Raw genomic sequence first — 21,071 nt, forward strand, 5'->3', positions numbered from 1 at the left:
CGTTCTAATCTAAATTGTGTTAATTAAACAAATGTGAATAAACACTTGGTTTCAAAATTCCAATATAAGGAAGACCGCGATATTGTTCATCAAAGTCCATTCCATATCCAACAACAAATTTATCAGGAATTTCGACGCCAACATAATCAACCTTAACATCAGCTGTTCGCCGTTCAGGTTTATTCAAGAAAGTGACTACTTTCACTGAAGCAGCATTCCGTTGTTCAAATAAGTTAAAGATTTTAGATAACGTATTTCCTGTGTCGACAATATCTTCAACAATTAAGACATCACGCCCAGAAACATCAGTATCTAAATCTTTCAAAATCCGTACTTGACCAGAAGACTCCATGCCTCCCCCGTAACTAGATAAATCCATAAAATCTAATTCTAAGGGACAATCCATTGCTCTTACTAAATCAGACAAAAATAGTACAGACCCTTTTAAAATACAAACCACTAACGGATTTTTACCCGCATATTCAGTCGTTAGTTGTTCTCCTAAACGATTAACGGCTGAAGCAATCTCTTCTTCAGAAATTAAAATATCTTCAATATCAGGATTCATGGAAGGACTCCTCCTCATTTCTCTTTCAATTCTAGCAAAACACTAATAGTGTTACTAGTTTTTCGAATTAGTCATACATTTCATTTTAACATTTTTTCTTAATTGTGAAAGTCTAATTATAAAACTAAATAAATTCTTATATCGTCTACCGTTGGATGACCAAGTCTTTTAAAATTAGGATGTCGATATTTTATCTCATTATCGATGATAATCAAAGCAATTTCTCCCCTACTATGTACAAGAAATTGCGCGTTTTCGCGATCGACTTGTGGCCATTTCTGATTAATAAAATAGCGACGTACTTTTTGTCGATGGCCATTTGTCAATCGAATATAATCACCTGGTTGACGTTGACGCCATTGCCACTCATTCACATTACTTGACCCATTACTTAATGAACGAAGCTGACAACTTAAAATCTCTCTATTCATACTTGATGTCATCAACTTTTTAGGCCAATCATCAAATATACCTACTTTTTGGTCATTAGCGAAACAATACCAATGATTAAGTAATACAGATTGGTCTCTCGATTCTTGGGAAAATAATTTCTCAATGTCTTCCTCATGAACGATATGAATATAATCATACTGTTTCAGTAATCGATAGCCTCCTGGTAATGTCCATTCCCCTTGACTAGTTGTCTGTAAAAAAACAACTAAATCATCAAAAGCTTTCTTGGGAAAAGCATCCAAAGCCGTTATTTGACTATATTGAAATAGATACTGCAATAAGAGATGAGGCTCACGATCAGGGAGATGAATCCAACTTGAGATATCCACTTGTACGCCATTATCCGTTTTAGTAATCACATCGCGTAAAAAATTTTCCATCCCCAACATCGCAAAACGATTCATTGCTTGTAATTCTTGGGCTGTAGTTGCAATATGTTCGACTGCTTCACTATTCTCTTCAGTCAACATAGGTAAAATTTGATGACGCATGCGATTACGCTGATAATCTAAATCATGATTGGTCACATCTTCATAAAATGGAACCTTATGTTTTTTGGCATAAGCATATAAGCTATCCTTATCTTGACTTAGAAATGGACGTAAACACATTAATGAAGATTGGGATAAATTACGTTTAGGTGCAATACCACCTAAACGACTCACCCGGTGTCCATCAATCGCTCGCATTAAAAAAGTTTCAGCTTGATCATTTTTATGATGAGCCGTCACTAAATAATGAATATCTTGCTCTTGCATATATCGTTTAAAATTCGCATAACGAAATTGTCGAGCAAGCACCTCTATTTGACTGGTTAATGGTGGATGTTGCCAAATTCTTACGGCTAAAGGAATATGATGCTCCTCACAAAATTGCATCATAAATGCTTGTTCTGTTTGAGAAGCCTCTCGAAGTTGATGATTAATATGCATTACATGAAATGAAATCGCAAATTCCTCTCGCAATTTTAAAAAGACATGGAGTAACACCATCGAATCAACGCCACCTGAGACAGCCAGTAAATACGTGGTTTGATTCCAATTTGGAACATGCTGAACTAACCACGTTTGGGTTTGTTGGATTAATCGGTCATTTGGCATATCATCCCTCATTTCGAAACAAAAGAGGCAAGGAATTTCCTAGCCTCTCCGTACTGCCTATCATTTTTAGTTTCTACGGCCTCCACGACCGCCACGTTTACCTTCTGTATTACGTTTTAGCGACGTTAACCGTGCATCACTATCTTTTAAGAATACATTCATCATTGCATCAAAATCTTGAGTGCTTTGTTTTGAATGTTTTGGCGCTGACTGATGCGATGGACGATGTACTGTTTCAGTTGAACGCTTCGTTGGTTCTTCTAATTTTTTCATCGATAATGCAATCTTACCATCCTCAGCGATATTAGTTACTAAAACATCAACTTTCTGACCAACTTCTAAAATGTCATGAATATCTTTTACATAATCATTAGAAATTTCTGAAATGTGCACTAGCCCACTTTTGTCATCACCTAAATCAACAAAAGCTCCAAACTTTTTAATTCCTGTTACCGTAGCCGTTAACTTTTGACCGACTTCAATTGCCATGAATCTAAATTATCCTCCTTGTTCCGCCTGATTGGACGGTTCTTTTTCTTGCAACGTTTTATTCAATTGTTTGGCTTGCTTAGAGTCATTATCTTCAGGCAAGCTAAAAATCATTTCGCCATCTTTACTTAAATAGTAACGACTACGAGCTAATTTGGCAATATAATCATCATCTTTTAATAAAGATACTTGATTTTCTAAATTAGCAATTGCTTTCTCTTCCCCGGCAACAACATCTTTTTTGACCTCAACTTGTTCAGCTAATCGCTTCTGTTCTTGATTGATTTGAACACTTTTTATTACTGCGAATGCTCCATACAGAAATAAGGTACCCATTATGAATAAAATCAATGCATCATGTAATTTTTCTTTTTTTGTTTTGGGATGACGTTTAAATAAACGTTGTCGCCATGATTTTTTCTTCATTGGGACAACATTGCTACTTGATTTTGGCATAAACGCTCCTTTCCACTCAAACTTTATAAGTTGCTTTGATTATACCAATATTTATAATTATTGGCTATCCTCTTTCATAAATTATCTTTCCTTGTAGGTTTCTTCTAAGACTGTAAACATCTCACTCACTTCGTCTTTTTTCGTGGAATCTTTAATTTCATCGACGCGAATGACAAAATCTTTGTTACCAAATGCAATTTTGATCTCATCACCAACATTTACCGCTGTTCCAGATTTAGCTACGCGACCATTCACTTCGACACGTCCTTTATCAGCCACTTCTTTAGCAACGGTCCGTCGTTTAATAATACGTGCTACTTTTAAAAATTTATCTAAACGCATAGACATTACGCCTCATCTCCTTCGTTATCTTCTCTATCGTCTTCCTCACTATTAATCGCCAAACCTTGTTTTTTAATTAGGCGATTAAAGCGACTAAAGAATTGTAAAATATCGTCTAACCATTCTTCGGTTTGTCGTTGCTTAATGCCTAAGTTCATTTGCAATTGCCCATCAACTTCTTTGATTTGTAATTGTAATGGAATATCTTCTAATGCTTCAAAAATAGCCGGTGTCCATACACTCTGATCAATCCCTGAAGTAAACGTAATGGCAATATTTTTGCGCACTCGTTTAATCATAATAGCTCTCGTATTTTGTGCGTATGACTTAATGGCACCTACTTGTAATAATAACTGTACTTCTACTGGCGGTTCGCCAAAGCGGTCCATCAATTCATCGTCTAAGTCCCACATGGCATCTTGATCGGTAATGGTATTCACGCGTTTATAGATTTCTATTTTTTGTTTAGAATCGGCAATATATGACTCTGGAATATATGCATCCACTTGTAAGTCAATTTCCACATCTTGCGGTTTCTCTTGTGGTTTTTTCCCTTGTTTACGGGCAACAGCTTCATTTAACATTTGCGAATACAGGTCAAATCCTACCGAGTCAACAAAACCGTGCTGTTGTTTACCAAGTAGATTACCGGCACCGCGAATCGATAAGTCACGCATAGCAATCTTAAACCCACTACCTAATTCAGTAAAATCTCGTAAGGCAGCTAGTCGTTTCTCACTGACTTCGCTCAACATACGTTCTGGTCGATACATAAAGTAAGCATACGCCACCCGACTACTCCGTCCAACTCGTCCACGTAACTGATAAAGAGTCGATAAGCCCATTCGATCTGCATTTTCCACAATTAACGTGTTCGCATTTGGAATATCGACACCCGTTTCAATAATCGTTGTCGTTACTAAAACATCATATTCACCTTCAACAAACGCCATCATAACCGTCTCTAACTGTAATACCGTCATTTGTCCATGAGCAATCCCAATACGAGCATCAGGAACTAAGTCTTGTAGTTCACTAGCTTTCTTTTCAATATCTCGGACATTATTAAATAAATAAAAGACTTGACCTCCACGCATAATTTCACGTGAAATTGCATCAGTGATTGCCCCATAATGTTGTTCCATCACAAATGTTTGGACTGGGAAACGGTTAGCAGGAGGTGTTTCAATAACAGATAAATCTCTCACACCTAGCATTGACATATTCAACGTTCGTGGTATTGGTGTTGCCGTTAAAGTAAGTACATCGACATTTTCTTTTAATGCCTTCAAGCGTTCTTTGTCTTTAACCCCAAAGCGTTGTTCTTCATCAACGATTAGTAACCCTAAATCTAAGAATTTTACGTCTTTAGATAGTAAACGATGGGTCCCAACAATAATATCGACTTTTCCTTTTGCTAACCCGTCAATCGCTTCCTTTTGTTGGGCTTTCGTACGAAAACGACTGAGTAATTCAATGTGAAAAGGAAAATCAGCAAAACGTTCAATTAGCGTTTCATAATGTTGCTGTGCCAGAACAGTCGTTGGAACTAGAAAAGCGGTTTGTTTTCCATCCATTAACGCTTTGAAAATTCCTCGCATCGCGACTTCTGTCTTACCGAAACCAACATCTCCTACTAACAGCCGATCCATGGGTTGTTCTTTTTCCATGTCTTGTTTCATTTCTTGAATAGATTGGACTTGGTCTTCAGTTTCAGTATATGGGAAAGCTGCTTCAAACTCAGCTTGTTCAGGCGTATCTTCACTAAATGCATACCCTTTTTGTGCTTGCCGTTCAGCATATAAATCAATTAATTCATCAGCAATATCTTCTACTTTAGAAGACACTTTTTGTTTTGTCTTAGCCCACTTAGTGCCTCCCATTTTATGAAGTTTGGGTTCTTTCCCTTCACTAGATACATATTTTTGAATCAGATGTAGTTGATCAATAGGAACATGTATAGAAGCGTTATCAGCGAACATAATAGACAAGTAATCATTATGAATACCATCAATCGTAATAGTATCTAACCCGACAAATCGACCAATCCCATGGTTAACATGAACCACATAATCGCCAGGCTCTAGTTCTTGATAATTTTTTAGCCGTTCCGCATTAGACAGTTTTGGTTGTCTACGCCGACGTCTTTTTTTCTCTTTAAAAATATCTTGACTAGCTAAATGGACCACTTTTTCTTGAACAAATTCGATACTACTACTTAAGCCACCAACTACTAAATTAATTTTTTGCGGAAATATTTGATCAATAGCAGTTGCTTCACTTTGAATATCTAAATCCCGTAATTGATTTTGAAAATGGCGGACTTGTGCATTATCTTTTAACCAAACAACAACGGTACGTTTGGTTCGTTGCCATGCCTCAAATTCGACTTTAATGACTTCTGATTGTTCAAAAAAGTTTGTTACTGGACGGGTGTGAAATTGATATAACGCATCAAAGGTTAAATGTCCTAGTCCTTTTTGTAATGTGGCTAAATAAAATTGACGGCCAGTAAATTGATTAAGTTGTTCTCTTGCATTTTCGTATAAAGAAAGTTGTTTTGGCAAATGACCAGAATCAGCTAATGATTGCAGATGGGTTTGAACATTATTTTCTAACAACAACTCGTTTTCGACTAAGCGGGCATAATCATCAATTACCATCACCACATCTTCTTTTAAATAATCGACAATTGTCGCTGTTTCATCGTAAATATAACTTTGTAAGTATCTCGTCCACTGAGTCTCTTCTCCATTTGCCCAGGCAGCCGCTTCATTCTCAATCACACTTATCATTTGTTTTTTGACTGCATCATCGTCTGCTTGATTTAATAACGGCGTGATTTGATCAACAAGTTGAGGCGCTTTTTCTTGTAAGGTACTTTTAGAATAGGTAAACGTATGTGCTGGGATAATATGAATACTTTTTTTATCTTCAATTGATTTTTGAGTTTCTGGATCAATTGATGTAATGCGCTCAACTTCATCAAAACCTAAGCTGATACGCATTGGCCCATCTGCTGTTAATGGGTAGACGTCAATAATATCTCCACGTAAACTAACTTCTCCAGGCTTCATTGTCATTGATACCCGTTCATATCCCATGGCGAGTAAATTAGCGAGTAAATCTCGAGCAGCCACTTCATCATTCAATTGATAAGTTTGCGATAAATTTCGCCAAATTTCTGGTGGTGTAACCCGCTTTTTCAATCCTAATAACGGGATGACACAGATACCTTCTGCTTGATCATTTTGCAGAAAATCTAAAGCTTCAATCTGCTCACTCAAAGCTTCTGGACTAGCTATCGCCCAGTCTGCCGCTACACTATCTGGAACATTATATAAATATAGCGGTGTATCGGGACTTAGTGAGGCTAAATCATCGATATACTGTTCGGCTTGAATCGAATCCGCAGCAACAATTACCAATTTACGTTCAGTCATTTGATCATACAAAGTAGCTGCTAACAGTGATTTAGCAGCGCCTTGTAACCCAAGATATAATACAGACTGATTGGTTTGCAATTGTTCCTCTAACTGTTTATTCGGTGTCTGTTGTAACAGATATGTCTGACTATCCATCACGAAAAGTCCCCTTTCTTTTAATTAAATTGGTTCATCGTATTTTCAAACGTTTCACCTGAAAGCCAATAGTCAATCGCATCAATTGCTTGTTCGACACCATCTAACATCGCTTCTTGATCTTTTTTAGGAAACGGTGTTAGAACATGATCGACCACCGTATGGTAAGGTTCTGGTCTTCCAATTCCTACTTTTAATCGTTGAACATTTTGGGTTTTAGTATGCTGAATAATATTTTTCATACCATTATGACCACCAGCGCTACCTTTTAATCGTAACCGAATTTTCCCAGGCACCATATCCATATCATCATATACAATTAAAACATCTTCTGGAGTTAAATGATAATAATTCATCACTTGGATAACACTTTCGCCAGATAAGTTCATATATGTTTGTGGCTCAAGAAACATCACTTTCTCACCATTAACCATCGTTTCGAAATATTCCCCATCAAACTTCGATTGATTAAAAGCTTCCCCATGGGATTGTGCCCATTGATCTAACACGATAAAACCAACATTATGTTTTGTATTGAAATATTTTTTCCCTGGATTTCCTAAACCGACAATAAGTTTCACTTCATTACCTCCTCAGACACGCAAAAAAGGGACCGGTTGATAACCATGCCCATTTTCACTCCATATACTTGCTAATATCAGTTCATTATAGCTAATTTAAATGGATTTCTCAATTTTTTACTCTACTAATTCTTTCATGACATCACCAAGTTTCGATTGAAAAACAAGTTGATTTGGACGATGCATCGGAATAGCTGTTTGATTAATCACTGCCACTTTATCTCCGTGAAATTCATCAATAAATCCAGCTGCTGGATAAACTTGTAAAGACGTACCTGCAACAATCAATAAATCAGCAGAACGTAAACTCATAATCGCACCAGTTACATCTGCTTCTGGTAACTGTTCACCGTATAACGTAATAGCTGGACGAACGATTCCTTGGTCTTCAGGACACCTTGGAATGCCATCAGCATCTTTTTCCAATTCATCTAGAGTATAGTGTTTACCACACGTTAAACAATAATTATCTCCAACTGAACCATGTAAGTGATACACTTCTTGACTGCCCGCTTGTTCATGTAAAGAATCGATATTTTGAGTGATGACGGATACGCGTTTTCCTTCTTGTTCTAAATGTCGCAAATATTTATGCGTTGTATTAGGAGAGACATTAGGAAGTACTAAATTATCAAAATAAAAGTCAAAAAAGGTTTTTGGATCTTGATTAAAAAACGGTGCTGAGATAATCATCTCAGCAGACAAATGTTGCCCAGTCGGTTGATTATAAATTCCCTCTGCTGAGCGAAAGTCTGGAATTCCGGATTCTGTTGATACACCTGCTCCACCAAAAAATGCAATATGGTGAGCATGCTTTATCCAATCTTTCAATGTTTCAATCTTGTCCATTATTATCGCCTCCTCCTACTATTATACATGATTTCAGCAATGAATACGTTTTCCTCATGTTTTAAATTATACCCTTTCATGATATGATTAGATTTGTATTGAAATTCACATTTTGTCAGAAAGTGGAGGAATGACTGATGGCTGAAACTCAAAAAGTTATTTTAATTGGTGATGGTGCAGTAGGTTCAAGTTTTGCTTTTGCAAATGTTCTATCATCAGGTGTTGGACAAGAACTAGGAATTATCGATTTAAACGAAGACCGCGTTCAAGGGGACGTTCTTGACTTGATCGATGTTCTTGCTTATACTCATCCAAAACATGTTTACAAAGCAGACTATCCTGACTGTAAAGATGCTGACGTTGTTGTTATCACTGCTGGTGCTGCTCAAAAACCTGGTGAAACACGTTTAGACTTAGTAAGCAAAAACATGAAAATCTTTAAAGGTATGGTTCAACAAGTTGTTGACTCAGGCTTCCAAGGTATCTTCTTAGTTGCTACTAACCCAGTCGACATCTTAACCTATGCGACTTGGAAATTCTCAGGTTTCCCTGCTAGTCGTGTTATTGGTTCAGGTACAACGCTTGACTCTGCACGTTTCCGTCAAGAAATCGCTGACACATTAAATGTTGACTCACGTAACGTCCATGCTTACATCTTAGGTGAACACGGTGACACTGAATTTGCCGCTTGGTCTCGTTCAAATGTTGGTGGTTTACAACTTTATGACTGGATTCAAGAAAACTCAGCAGTTGATGAAGAAGAACTAATCGAAAAATTCTACAAAGTTCGCGATAAAGCTTATGAAATCATCAAATTAAAAGGTGCCACTCATTATGGTATCGGTGTGGCTTTAAACCGTATCCTTAAAGCAATCCTACATAACGAAAATGCTATTCTACCAGTTTCTTCATACTTAGCTGGTGAATACGGTATTAATGACATTTACTTAGGTGCACCTTCAATTATTAATAATCAAGGTATCCGTAACACCTTCGAAATGGAATTAAGTGAACACGAATTACAATTATTCCAAGATTCTGCTAAACAAATGCGTAAAATTCTTGATGAAGCATTAGCTGAATTAGAAGACTAATCATTAGCATGCAAAGAAACTGTTGTTATCAGATTCTATTATAATTAAAAACCGAGGCTGGGGATGCTGATATTCCTAGTCTCGGTTTTTTACTTTATGTTGAACGAATACCTCGTTTTTTCTCATATAAAAAGGCCACCCGCTATCAGGTGGCCTTTTTCATTAAATGGTTAGTCAATAATTGTGTGTTCAAGTCCTTTAAATTTTTCGTTAAATAATGGACTAACTGAACGATTTTCATGGATACGAACAATTGCTTCAGCAATTAATTCAGCAACAGTAACTTGTTTAATTTTATCAATTCGTTTTTCTTCAGGTAATTGAATAGAATCTGTTACTACCACTTCACGTAATACAGAGTTATCTAAACGTTCAATCGCTGGTCCTGAAAGAACAGGGTGAGTACAACAAGCCACTACAGATAAAGCACCAGCATCTTCTAATGCTTCAGCAGCTAACGTAATGGTTCCTGCAGTATCAATCATATCGTCGATAATAATGGCATGACGTCCTTCAACATTACCAACAATATTCATAACTTCAGCAACATTAGCTTCAGGACGACGTTTATCGATAATAGCAATCGGTGCATCTAAGAATTCAGCTAATTTACGTGCCCGTGTGACACCACCGTGGTCTGGAGAAACGACGACCATATCTTGTTTTTCTAATTTCTCATCATTTAAGAAATAGTTAGCAAGTAATGGTGCTCCCATCAAATGATCCACTGGAACATCAAAGAATCCTTGGATTTGTGAAGCATGTAAATCTAAAGCTAAAATACGAGTTGCTCCAGCTGATTCAATCATATTAGCAATTAATTTTGAAGTGATTGGTTCGCGTGGTTTTGCTTTTCTATCTTGACGTGCATAACCAAAGTATGGAATAACCACATTAATCGTTTCTGCACTTGCTCGACGACACGCATCAATCATAATCATTAATTCCATCAAATGATCATTCACTGGACTTGATGTTGATTGAATAATGTAAACATTATTTCCACGAATGGATTCTTCAATATTAATTTTGATTTCACCATCGCTAAATTGAGAAACTGAAACTTTACCTAATGGAACGCCAATTGATTGTGCAACTCTTTCGGCTAATTCTTGGTTGGAATTCAAAGAAAAAATCTTAATATTTGGATCCACAGCTTCACCTTGCATTTTTAATATAACCTCCACTTATGTGCAAATTTTTTTACCATCTAAATCTTAACATAAAATCAAATAAAACGCTTATTATTTTAGTAAGTTTTTCTGCAAATGTTCGGCTCTATTTTTTAGAAATGGGTAACTTGTCCCAATAATCTTCTTTATTTTCTTGACGGGCACGGGCAATTCCCATGGCTTTACTTGGAACGTCTTTATTAATCGTTGATCCAGCAGCAATAAATGCTTGGCTAGCAACGTTAACAGGAGCTACTAAGTTAACATTAGATCCAATGAAGCTATCATCGCCAATTACAGACTTAGCTTTATTTACCCCATCATAATTAGCAAAAATGACACCACAGCTAACATTAATCCGTTCACCTAATTCAGCATCTCCAATATAAGTTAAATGACCAACTTTAGTCTCTTTTCCAATGGTAGCATTTTTCGTTTCAACAAAGTTACCAATATGCACAGACTCTCCAATATTAGAATTAGGTCGCAAATGCGCATTAGGGCCAACATCTGCATGTTTTGATACATGACTTTGTTCAATTTCAGATGAGCGAACTTCGACATAGTCATCAATTTGGCTATCACGAACAACAGTTCCTGATCCCAAACGAACATGAGAACCAATAGTCGTATCCCCTTTAATATGAACATTAGGTTCTATAATCGTATCAGGCCCAATTTGAACATTAGCTTCAATATAAACATTCTCAGGATCAATAATTGTCACACCATTACGCATATGTTTCTCATTATTGCGTTTAAAGAATAATTGATTTGCTTTCGCTAATGCTACCCGATCATTAACACCTAATGATTCATTCAAGTCATCCATTTGGTACGCACTAATACGTTCACCTTGCGCTTGTAAAATGCTAATAACATCTGGTAGATAATATTCCCCTTGGGCATTGTCGTTACCTACTTGATGTAGTGCCTCAAATAATAATTGATTATCGAAAACATAAGTTCCAGTATTAATTTCTTGTACAGCACGTTCTGCTTCATTCGCATCTTTCTCTTCAACAATATTACGAACATATCCAGAAGCATCCCGAATGACACGGCCATATCCACTAGGGTTATCAGCATTAGCAGTTAATACTGTTGCTTTAGCTTGTTCTTCTTCATGAAGAGCTACTAAGCGGTCTAAAGTTTCGGCTGTTAATAATGGAGTATCCCCACAGATGACTAAGGTGACTCCTTCTTTATCTGCTAATAACTCTTCAGCTTGCATAACCGCATGTCCCGTTCCTAATTGTTCTTCTTGTAAACAATAAGAAGACCGTTCGCCAAGCTGTTCTTTCACCATTTCTGCACCAAAACCTACGATAGTGATGATTTTTTCAAATCCTGCTTCTGTTACGGCATCAACAACATGTTCTACCATTGATTTGCCCGCAACTTGGTGTAACACTTTGTACAGGTCTGACTTCATTCGTGTACCTTTACCTGCCGCTAGAATAATTGCATGACGATTTTTCATATACTATAAATACTCCATTCTGTTAGTAATCTTTTACTTATGACAACGTGATTTTTTTGCCCACTACTTACGACGCGCTCCTTTATTTTTTTGTTTACGTCGCCGATTTTTCTTTTTATTTCTTTTTTTTTCAGGATTTATATTAGAAGAGCCACTTTTTTTCCGTTGGCTACTCCCCTTTTTACTTTTATTCGGTGTCGATTCTGATGACTCACTTTTTTGCTTTTCACGTTCATCAGGCGTCAACAATTGCCCCTGATAAAGAACGACTTGGTCTAAACGAGAAGGAACCAGCTGTTGAAGGTCACGAAGACTACGTTCGTTAACTAAGGACATGACTAACCCCTCTTGTCCCATCCGTCCTGTTCGTCCACTCCGATGAATATATTGCTCGCGATTTTCAGCTGGATCATATTCAACCACTGCTGGTAAATCACTAATATCCATACCTCGAGCAGCAACGTCTGTCGTTAATAGGAAAGTTGTGAGATCATTTTTAAATGTTTGTAGCTGTTCTTGTTTCGAATGGCCTGCCATATTCCGATGTAAATAACTCGTTGGCACGTGAGCATGCGTTAATTTTTGGTATAGTTTTTCAACATCTGCCACTGTCCGAACAAAAACAATAGCTTGCATACCTTCTACTTGAGCTAATCGGCGTAAAACGTCATCTCTTTTTCGCACAGGTGTTAGTAAATAAGTATAGCGAATATTATTTTGACTAGATGCTTCAACTTCAAACCATTGAGGACTCTCAGTCACTATTTCAGGAATTTGACGTCCTGTCTTAGTCATCGTAGCAGACGCTAAAATCGTTTGCCGATATTTAGGCAGTGCATGAATAATGTCCTGCGTTGTACGTAAATGCTCATTATCTAATAAGACATCTGCTTCATCTAAAATCAATATTTTTAAATGATGTGTTTTTAGTTTTTTATTATTAATTAATTCGATTAAACGCCCGGGAGTTCCAACGACAATTTCTGGTCCTTTTTTTAATTTTTCCATTTGGCGTTTAATATTTGCGCCACCGATTAGCTTAACGACTTTTAGATGCAAAGCCTCTGCCCATGGTTTTATCGCTTCGCCGACTTGAGCCGCAAGTTCTTGAGACGGTAACACCATCATTATTTGCGTGCCTTGACTTTTTGCTACACGATTCAAACTTGGTAAGACATAAGCAAGTGTTTTGCCTGAACCTGTGGGAGCAGATAAAACCGCATCATCTCCAGATTCTAATGTTTTAAAACTTTCTTGTTGTATAGGAGTCGGTTGATTAAAACCTAACTGCTGCCAAACTCGTTGTAATTCGGGGTGTAATTCTAGCATCAATATGACTCCGTTTCTTCAACTGATTCTTGAGAGTGTTGTTGATATTTCGCACGTTTACGTTCTTCATAATCATTTTGTAAACGTGTCACTGTATAACCACCGTCTAATGCCGTTTCCGTTTCCACTGCTTGTTGAAGGTTATCGGATAATGATTGGCGTGAATCAGTTAACACAACGTTTACTATTTCTGGACAGTTATTTAAACGAATGGGCAATTCTCCATGAGCAATTCCAGTTGAAATAACCATTTGTTTATTTGGACTGCCTGGAATATGGAAAACGCCGTCCGTATACTTCGGCAATGTCCCTTGGTTTTTCGCTTTAATTCCTCCAAAATGCGGCACGCGAATTTCTCCCCCATGCGCATGACCAGAAAATACTAAATCTGGTGACTTCGTTATATCTTCATGATAACGTAAGAAAGCTTCTGGATGATGTGCCAATAACAATTTAGGTAAAGATTGTTGTTCGGGAGTTAAGTGAATAAATTGTAAGGCATTCCCTTTTAAGAAACGTTTCGTTGGTTTTTCCATCAATCCCATTAATACAAAAGGTGTGCCATGAGCCGTTAACGTCACTGCTTCATCATTTAAGTAAGTGGCCCCTGCCTTCGTTAACATTTGTTCAGCTTGTCTGCCTAATGGATTAACAAGATCATTTTCTCCCGAAACTGCATAAGTCAGAGCCATTTGTGTTAACGCTGTAGCAAAAGCATACCATTCTTTTTCATCGAATCCTTTAATACTTTTCGCTAAATTATCTCCTGTCATTACAATTAAATTAGGCTTCATTTCATCGATACGATTTAAAATATCATCAAGTGAAACCCGTTGTTCTGGGTAATGTAAGTCAGAAATTTGCGCAATTCGATAACCATTTAAATCTTCAGTAAAGATTGGGCTTTCGACATAATAGTTTGTTTGTTTCACATGGTAATTTTGATAATATACATAAGCGGCTAATCCTGCACCGGCTGCTGTCCAACTCAATGCTTTTTTTAAGAAATGGTGTTTAGACATCGTCATCCCTCCTGTTTAATATCTCCTTTATTTTAGCATATCTTGAAAAAATTAAATACTCATCCCATTTTACCCACTCCAATAATTGGTAACTGTTAACCGGAATCCTTCAACTACCTATCCATTAAGTGCTATACTAATCATATTGTCATGACTATTGAAGAAAGGGAGGCAGAATATGGCAAGTGAACACATTGAAAATAAATTAAAGTTATTACCTGACCTACCCGGCTGTTACATAATGAAAAATAAACAAAATCAAATTATTTATATTGGCAAAGCTAAGAATCTTAAAAATCGGGTCCGTTCTTATTTCAAAAGTTCACATACTGGTAAAACGGCTCAATTAGTTAGTGAAATTGCGGACTATGACTATATCGTTACTAAGACCAATAAAGAGAGTCTGCTATTAGAAATTAACTTGATACAGAAACATCAACCCCATTACAACATCAAATTGAAACATGGGACCATGTATCCCTATTTAAAAATCACGAATGAAGAAGACCCACAACTCATTATTACTTCTGATGTCAAAAATGATGGCGGGTATTATTTCGGTCCTTATCCAAACGTTCATGCAGCGACCGGTACACGAGACTTATTACAAAAAACGTATCCTCTACGAAAATGTTCTAAAAATGAAAAAAGAGCGTGTTTCTATTACCATATTGGTCAATGTATTGGGTGCTGCGATCATCACGTCTCTAAGGAGGAATATGCTGCCCAAATTAAACGGATACGTCGCTTTTTAAATGGTGACGTCAAAACGATTAAGAATGACTTAAAAGCTAAAATGGCCGAAGCTGCTGAGAATTTAAATTATGAACGTGCAGCTGAATATCGTGATCAAATTTCTTATATTGAAGAAACTGTTGAGCCTCAAAATATTATGAGTAAGCAATATAATAACCGCGATGTTTTCGCCTTTTATATGGACAAAGGATGGATTAGTATCCAAGTCTTTATGCTTCGCCAATTTTCAATTATTAAACGCGATTCCGCGTTATTCCCATGTTTTGATGCGCCGGAAGAAGAATTAACTTCTTATATTGTGCAATTTTATAAACAAAAAAATCACACATTACCAAAAGAAATCCTTGTTCCAGCTAAACTAGATAACGAGCTAATTGCGGAATCTTTAGATGTTTCAGTTGCTACACCAAAACGTGGCGATAAACGTAAGATGCTAGATATGGCAAAACGTAATGCGCGTATTGCCCACGATGAAAAATTTCGCCTACTCGAAATGAAAGAACAGCAAACAGTAGGTGCTGTTAAAACGCTAAGCGAAGCATTAAACTTAGACTATTTAAAACGTATTGAAAGTTTTGACCATTCAAATATTCAAGGAACACATCCCGTTTCTGCGATGGTGGTCTACGAGGATGGCAAACCCAATAAAAAATTGTATCGAAAATATCATATTAAAACTGTCAAAGGAAGTAATGAATACTTAACAACTCAGGAAGTCATTAGAAGACGATATGGCCGTATTCTACGTGAAGGTGGTGCCTTGCCAAACCTTATTTTAATGGATGGTGGCGCAATAGAAGTTAATGCCGCAAAGGAAGTCTTAGAAGATGAATTAAATATTGCTATTCCGGTAGCAGGAATGGTTAAAGATGACAAACATAAAACTGCCAACTTAATTTTCGGTGATAACTTAGATATTGTTCCTCTTGAACCGACGAGTCCCGCTTTTCATCTGCTCCAACGTATTCAAGAAGAAGTTCACCGTTTTGCCATTACCTTCCATCGTAAAGTTCGCAGTAAACATTCGTTCACTTCTAAACTTGATGATATTCCAGGGGTTGGTCCTAAAACCCGTACCAAAGTGATGCGTCATTTTAAAACATTAAAAGCGATTCGTGAAGGAGGCGTTAGTGAAATTCAATCCCTTGGAATTCCTGAAAAAGTCGCGATTGAAATTCATAAAACGGCCTGGGACGGTCAAAAAGATAACCCTTATCAAAAAGGAGATTAATAAAAAAGGCGTTACTGCTTAATACATGCAGTAACGCCTTTTATTAGTGGGTTTCTTGATTTAATGATTCAACTGCAGCAATTAAGGCATCTAACTTTTTCTCAGTTCGAATCATTAAGTACAAACTGACAAAAATCGGAAATCCTACATTGCCAATCAATTGCATCATCGCATCATATGTTAAATCCATTTGATTCACCCCATAACTAGAAACGATTGTTAAGGGGAATCGTCAAGCAATTATTTATCATCCTCTTCATCAAATGACACACCTGTCGCATCATCTGTTTGTGCTTTTTCAGCAGCATATAAAACATCTTTTTCATTTTCTACTTCATTAAATTTCGTTCGTTTTGGCGTATTGTAGCCCATAATACTATACGGAACTTTTTCTTCTTCTGGAGTTTCATCCGTGTCAGGTGTGGTATTAACGCCTGTTTTTTCATGAGCTAAGTTCATTTGATCCGCTGACGGTTCAATCCCTTTAGACGGATTTTCATCATCCTTCTCATCAAGCACTTCATCTTCTTCTACCTGATCACTTGTAAAAGACTCTGTATCATCTAAGGAGGCGTCTGAAATTCCGGTTTCATTATGCGCTAAATTCACAAATTCCTCATTATCACTCTCTGTTTCATCTGCTACATTCGTATCCTCATAAGCTTCGAAGTCAGGATTAGATTGGGTTTCTTTTTTAGAAGATTCAATATCGTCAACCACTTCACCATCAGCTGCAATCTCCTCATCTTGATTATCATCAGAAACTGTGCTCATCGGATCATAAGCAGAGTATACTGGTGAAGAGTCCTCTTCAAAACTATCATCAGCTATCGTTTCCTTATTTTCTGGATAAACCATCGTATCATCAGAATGCATGTCATCATTAGTTGCTATTTCTTCATCGCTAATTGGTTGATGACTGGTATGAGCGGATTGATCTTCTTCATTTTCATCATAATTAGCTGCTGGTTCAGTCTGAACATGAGATCCAGGAGTGATTGCTGTTGTTGCAGCAGCAAATTCTGGACGAGGTTCAGAGTGATATTCTGGTTCTTCTTTAGCTGGAGCCATATCTAAAAATGGATATTTTTCGTCATAAATTTCTCCATATTCATCAGTAATTAGCCGATAAAATAGAGCAGTTGCTGTACGTGACCGCAACGTCAAAATGATAGATACAATAAGCGCTGCAACTCCCATGATTACCCCTAAAATAGCTGGAATCACTGGTGCATCCACTAAATAACCACTCAAGAAAATGACAATACCAACTAAGGCATAGAATAGAAACATTAAAAATCCGTAGTAAAAATGAATACGGAATAATTTAAATTTATTTCCTTTCATCATAGTGCTGCTAACACTAAAGGCTTTAAAAACTCCTGTTTGATTATTGTCGTAAGGGATATAATGAACAAATACCCAGCGATAATAGAAAAACAGGCTAATTAAGCCAATAATGATAGACGAGGTAACAACTGCTAAAAATGCTATAGAAGAACCAAGATCTACTTCACCAATTTGATTAACTAAAGAACCGACATTATTAAGTGAACCAACAGAATTAAATAAAGTGACAAATGTTCCCCAGAATAAAGCAGCTACAATTATCATTGCTAAAGCAATTAAAAAACCAAAAAATAATTGGTAGATGATTCCGATCCCAAAATTACGGAATCCTCTTTGTGTCCATGGTTTAAACAATTTCTTAAAACTAAATTTTTGATGATCCACCATATGAATCGTTCCCCAAATAATGCCAAAAGTAAACATTACTTGTAACACAATACTAACGATACTCATAATGGTGACAGCTATTTCTCCGTTTTGCCCGTCTGTCGTACTAAATAAAGTGGTTCCTCCACCACCAAAAATTCCAGAAATAATTGAAAGTAATATCCAGGCTCCAATATATGACCAAATATTTCCTTCAAGAATTTTCCCGGACTCTTTACGAATTAACTTATTACTAACACTTAATTTATGTTTCATAATAGCCTCCATTTCTAGTCTATCCTAACTCCATTATACACAATTTATAAATAGTTAAAAAACAGAAAGATATATAAATTTTCTTGCTGTCATTTCTTTTCATATACTATCTTAAAAAGATTTTTACCATTTGTTCTCAGTCTCTAGTTGTAATTTTATAAAAAAAGACTTTCAAAGAAAGTCATATTAACATCCTTTGAAAGTCCATTCCTTTTTTTACATCATATGCCATTCACGATCTAACTGTATCGCGATAGCAGCCGCCAGATGTCGCTCTGTCGCAATCTCTCCATGTTGAAGATGATAATCAATATTTTGTCGTGTCATTCCCAACATCTGTGCAATTTTAGTCGCATAACCTTTTTGATATAAACCACTAAAATAAACTTTGTCAACTTGAATATTTTGCACCAGTTCTAACCAATTCTCAGTCTTAGCAGTTGAAAAATCGATAGTATTGATACCATTCAGTTTTTTAATTTGATCGAACAACGTTCCTTTTAGCATAAATATCTCTTGTATTTGCTGTCTAGGCCAAGGACGAGGTTGCAATTTCTCTAGCATATATATCGGTAGCTGTAATTCATATAAAAACTGCACAACTGATTGCACAGGCGCTTGCTGGTGCTTTAGCTGCGCCCATTGCTGCAACAGCATATTAGTAATACCATCTTCTAAATAATTTGCATGATAAAGTGCTATAGGGTAATCAAATGATAAACTTTGATCAAGAGCATTTCGACTATATTCCATCGCTTGCTCATAAAATAAAACATCCTCATTTTGTTTGGCTACCCCAATTGCGGCGTAACAATTAACTGGATAGATGAATTGTGCTAATAGCCGATAATATAACCATGCAGAAGATGGATTTGTAAATACCCACTGCCATTCAGCTTGATTAAACGGATTAACTTCAACTGAAGTTTTTATTTGCCGTGAAAAAAGAGGATTTAAAACATCAACCACCTTTTCAAGCATTGGGTAAATAGTCGTTTTATCCTTTTTCGAAAACATAAAACGTACACTAAGTACCGAAATAGTTGTCATTTAAATCCCCTCATTCTTTTATTTTATAACGCAAGAAACGCATCTTCATCTTGATCGTAAGCTGAAAGTTTTCCATTACCAACTTCGTAATACCAGCCATGGACAGACAATTCTCCGTTACCAATACTTTCAGCAACAACCGGAATATTTAATAAATGGTAATACTGCGTTTTAACATTCAGTTTTTCCAATGCTTCTTCTTGTTTACCTAGCGAATCATTTTGTCTTTCCATTTTAACTTGGATACTCAAAGGCATCAGTTGAGCAAGCCAATTTTTAACTGATGGCATAGTATCTAGAGCCTCAGTAGGCGTCAAAGCATTTTTACACCCACCACAATTACTATGTCCACACACTATAATATATTTAACTTGCAATTCCTTAACAGCAAATTCAATCGCCGCCATAGTTGCTAGTCCATACCCTTTATCTACTCGGCTCATTTCTGGCACAATATTTCCAATATTCCGCATTTCAAAAATTTCGCCAGGGTTTGCATTTAACAATCGTTCTGGCACGACACGAGAATCTGAGCAAGTAATGAACAAAGTATGAGGATGTTGAGCATCTTTTAACTTTGCATACTTCTCTTTTTTGGGTTGATAATCATGTGTCAAAAATTCTTGATAACGGGCTTTAAAATCATCCAAGTTTACTTCCTCCTTTTGCTAACAGCAAGTATAGCATAACTAAAGGAAATCTGTCTTACTCTTCGATAATTTTAGTGATTTCTTCTTCACTCATAGCTGAGTCAGCATGAAGATTGTTATAAGCTGAATCCCCACCAAAATAAACTAAACTTGGAACAGTAGCTGCTCCAACCTCATCTCTTAATGCGGATAACGTATCATCAGTCGCTGTTTCAGTTGAATCTAAAAAGTATAACTCTTCGTTTAAGACACTTGCTACTGATAATAGCTTAGGTAAAAAAGCACGACAAAAGCCACAAGTCGGTCTACCAATAAACACTAAATGTTTATCTTCTGAATTTTTAAATTCATTAACCTCTTCAGGAGTTACTTGCTTTAATTGTGATACTTTTTCCTTAAATTCTTCCATTGTATAAGCCATATTCAATTCCTCCTTGATACTTGTACGTTATAGTTTAGCTTATAATGACCATTATTTGAAATTTTTTGTTTATAAACATAAAAAAGACCAGAAATCATTCTGGTCTCTATCATTGCACGGCGACGTCCTAGTCTCACAGGGGGAAACCCCCAACTACATTCGGCGCTAAGAAGCTTAACTACTGTGTTCGAGATGGGAACAGGTGTGACCTTCTTGCCATCGTCACCGCACAATTCATATTATATTGAGCATTATTCGCTCAAAACTGAATACTACAAGTTTCCCCTTTAACCATATCATACAACTTACCTTCTTTGGATAAGTCCTCGACTCATTAGTACTGGTCCGCTCCGTACATTGCTGCACTTCCACTTCCAGCCTATCAACCTGATCATCTCTCAGGAGTCTTACTATCTTATAGATATGGGAAATCTCATCTTGAGGAAGGTTTC

The 21,071-nt window shown here is 36.6% G+C and carries 19 protein-coding genes and 2 rRNA genes; 2 read left to right on the forward strand and 19 right to left on the reverse strand.

Features of this window, described 5'->3' with window-relative positions:
• Positions 1-19: 19 nt before the first annotated feature.
• The 8 genes from hpt to B8955_RS05510 all read right to left on the reverse strand — a co-directional run bounded on the left by hpt (position 20) and on the right by B8955_RS05510 (position 8,419).
• Positions 20-568 carry a hypoxanthine phosphoribosyltransferase gene (gene hpt, locus B8955_RS05475; RefSeq protein WP_084099232.1) on the reverse strand — a complete coding sequence of 183 codons (549 nt, stop codon included), beginning with the start codon at positions 566-568 and terminating at the stop codon, positions 20-22.
• A 116-nt stretch (positions 569-684) separates the two neighbouring features.
• The gene (gene tilS, locus B8955_RS05480; RefSeq protein WP_159444438.1) at positions 685-2,121 is read right to left on the reverse strand and encodes a tRNA lysidine(34) synthetase TilS; all 1,437 of its coding nucleotides are present in this window, start codon (positions 2,119-2,121) and stop codon (positions 685-687) included.
• Between the two features lie 66 nt (positions 2,122-2,187).
• Positions 2,188-2,610: a S1 domain-containing RNA-binding protein gene (locus B8955_RS05485; protein WP_084099234.1), complete on the reverse strand. Its 423-nt coding sequence runs from the start codon at positions 2,608-2,610 to the stop codon at positions 2,188-2,190.
• A gap of 9 nt (positions 2,611-2,619) precedes the next feature.
• Positions 2,620-3,066, reverse strand: coding sequence for an FtsB family cell division protein (locus B8955_RS05490; RefSeq protein ID WP_084099235.1), 447 nt, complete (start codon positions 3,064-3,066; stop codon positions 2,620-2,622).
• 81 nt (positions 3,067-3,147) lie between these two features.
• On the reverse strand, positions 3,148-3,408 hold the full coding sequence (locus B8955_RS05495; RefSeq protein WP_084099253.1) for an RNA-binding S4 domain-containing protein: 261 nt from the start codon (positions 3,406-3,408) through the stop codon (positions 3,148-3,150).
• A 5-nt stretch (positions 3,409-3,413) separates the two neighbouring features.
• Complete coding sequence (gene mfd / locus B8955_RS05500; protein WP_084099236.1) at positions 3,414-6,989, reverse strand: transcription-repair coupling factor; 3,576 nt, start codon at positions 6,987-6,989, stop codon at positions 3,414-3,416.
• A 20-nt stretch (positions 6,990-7,009) separates the two neighbouring features.
• Positions 7,010-7,570, reverse strand: a complete 561-nt coding sequence (pth, locus tag B8955_RS05505; protein ID WP_084099237.1) for an aminoacyl-tRNA hydrolase — start codon at positions 7,568-7,570, stop codon at positions 7,010-7,012.
• Positions 7,571-7,687: 117 nt separating this feature from the next.
• Positions 7,688-8,419 carry an NAD-dependent protein deacylase gene (locus B8955_RS05510; RefSeq protein ID WP_200804273.1) on the reverse strand — a complete coding sequence of 244 codons (732 nt, stop codon included), beginning with the start codon at positions 8,417-8,419 and terminating at the stop codon, positions 7,688-7,690.
• A 137-nt stretch (positions 8,420-8,556) separates the two neighbouring features.
• On the opposite strand from B8955_RS05510, the gene B8955_RS05515 reads away from it, so the two are divergent.
• Entirely contained in the window at positions 8,557-9,513 is a 957-nt protein-coding gene (locus B8955_RS05515; RefSeq protein WP_084099239.1) for an L-lactate dehydrogenase, read from the forward strand.
• Between the two features lie 170 nt (positions 9,514-9,683).
• On the opposite strand, the gene B8955_RS05520 is transcribed toward B8955_RS05515, so the two are convergent.
• The 4 genes from B8955_RS05520 to B8955_RS05535 all read right to left on the reverse strand — a co-directional run bounded on the left by B8955_RS05520 (position 9,684) and on the right by B8955_RS05535 (position 14,519).
• A complete protein-coding gene (locus tag B8955_RS05520) occupies positions 9,684-10,682 on the reverse strand; it encodes a ribose-phosphate diphosphokinase (RefSeq protein WP_084099240.1) in 999 nt (332 codons plus the stop codon).
• A gap of 109 nt (positions 10,683-10,791) precedes the next feature.
• Complete coding sequence (glmU, locus tag B8955_RS05525) at positions 10,792-12,168, reverse strand: bifunctional UDP-N-acetylglucosamine diphosphorylase/glucosamine-1-phosphate N-acetyltransferase GlmU (RefSeq protein WP_084099241.1); 1,377 nt, start codon at positions 12,166-12,168, stop codon at positions 10,792-10,794.
• Positions 12,169-12,231: 63 nt separating this feature from the next.
• Entirely contained in the window at positions 12,232-13,497 is a 1,266-nt protein-coding gene (locus B8955_RS05530) for a DEAD/DEAH box helicase (RefSeq protein ID WP_084099242.1), read from the reverse strand.
• Complete coding sequence (locus B8955_RS05535; protein ID WP_159444439.1) at positions 13,497-14,519, reverse strand: metallophosphoesterase; 1,023 nt, start codon at positions 14,517-14,519, stop codon at positions 13,497-13,499. The genes B8955_RS05530 and B8955_RS05535 overlap by 1 nt, the downstream gene beginning before the upstream one ends.
• A 178-nt stretch (positions 14,520-14,697) precedes the next feature.
• Here B8955_RS05535 and uvrC point away from each other — a divergent pair, with 178 nt between their 5' ends.
• Positions 14,698-16,506, forward strand: a complete 1,809-nt coding sequence (uvrC, locus tag B8955_RS05540; RefSeq protein ID WP_084099244.1) for an excinuclease ABC subunit UvrC — start codon at positions 14,698-14,700, stop codon at positions 16,504-16,506.
• Positions 16,507-16,549: 43 nt separating this feature from the next.
• Here uvrC and B8955_RS05545 read toward each other — a convergent pair whose 3' ends face one another.
• From B8955_RS05545 to B8955_RS05575, 7 genes are all read right to left on the reverse strand, one after another.
• Positions 16,550-16,696, reverse strand: a complete 147-nt coding sequence (locus B8955_RS05545; RefSeq protein ID WP_084099245.1) for a YvrJ family protein — start codon at positions 16,694-16,696, stop codon at positions 16,550-16,552.
• Positions 16,697-16,746: 50 nt separating this feature from the next.
• A complete protein-coding gene (locus B8955_RS05550) occupies positions 16,747-18,498 on the reverse strand; it encodes a DUF975 family protein (RefSeq protein ID WP_159444440.1) in 1,752 nt (583 codons plus the stop codon).
• Between the two features lie 216 nt (positions 18,499-18,714).
• Entirely contained in the window at positions 18,715-19,548 is an 834-nt protein-coding gene (locus B8955_RS05555; RefSeq protein ID WP_084099247.1) for a hypothetical protein, read from the reverse strand.
• A 23-nt stretch (positions 19,549-19,571) separates the two neighbouring features.
• Entirely contained in the window at positions 19,572-20,198 is a 627-nt protein-coding gene (locus B8955_RS05560; protein WP_084099248.1) for a carbonic anhydrase, read from the reverse strand.
• Between the two features lie 55 nt (positions 20,199-20,253).
• Positions 20,254-20,619, reverse strand: coding sequence for a DUF6568 family protein (locus tag B8955_RS05565; RefSeq protein ID WP_084099249.1), 366 nt, complete (start codon positions 20,617-20,619; stop codon positions 20,254-20,256).
• A 114-nt stretch (positions 20,620-20,733) separates the two neighbouring features.
• A 5S ribosomal RNA gene (gene rrf, locus B8955_RS05570) occupies positions 20,734-20,849 on the reverse strand.
• A gap of 84 nt (positions 20,850-20,933) precedes the next feature.
• Positions 20,934-21,071, reverse strand: a 23S ribosomal RNA gene (locus tag B8955_RS05575); the annotation flags it as partial.

The sequence above is a fragment of the Aerococcus suis genome, from assembly GCF_900176325.1.
Lineage (GTDB): Bacteria > Bacillota > Bacilli > Lactobacillales > Aerococcaceae > Aerococcus > Aerococcus suis.